Source organism: Streptomyces sp. SID5464 (assembly GCF_009862985.1).
GTDB classification, from domain to species: domain Bacteria; phylum Actinomycetota; class Actinomycetes; order Streptomycetales; family Streptomycetaceae; genus Streptomyces; species Streptomyces chartreusis_D.
Map to the genome: position 1 here is coordinate 3,257 of NZ_WWIQ01000028.1, position 243 is coordinate 3,499.

Here is a 243-nt window from a genome sequence, read left to right on the forward strand (position 1 = left end):
TCGAGGAGGGCCCGTCGCTGTCTCAGCGGCTCGGTGCACTCGCCCCGCCCCAGCGGTTCAACGCCCTGCTGGACCACATCCGCCGCCACACGGCGACGATCCTGGCCCTGCCCGGCCTGGAGGCCATCGACGCCCACCGAGGCTTCATGGAACAAGGACTCGACTCCCTCACCGCCGTCGAGCTGCGCAACCGGCTCTCCACCAGCACAGGCCTGACCCTGCCCGCCACCACCGTCTTCGACC

The 243-nt window shown here is 70.8% G+C and carries 1 protein-coding gene; it reads left to right on the plus strand.

Annotation, left to right across the window (positions count from 1 at the left end; translation table 11 throughout):
- Positions 1-243 (plus strand): acyl carrier protein (locus tag GTY47_RS18820; RefSeq protein WP_010048966.1); only part of this gene is annotated, 243 nt, incomplete at both ends.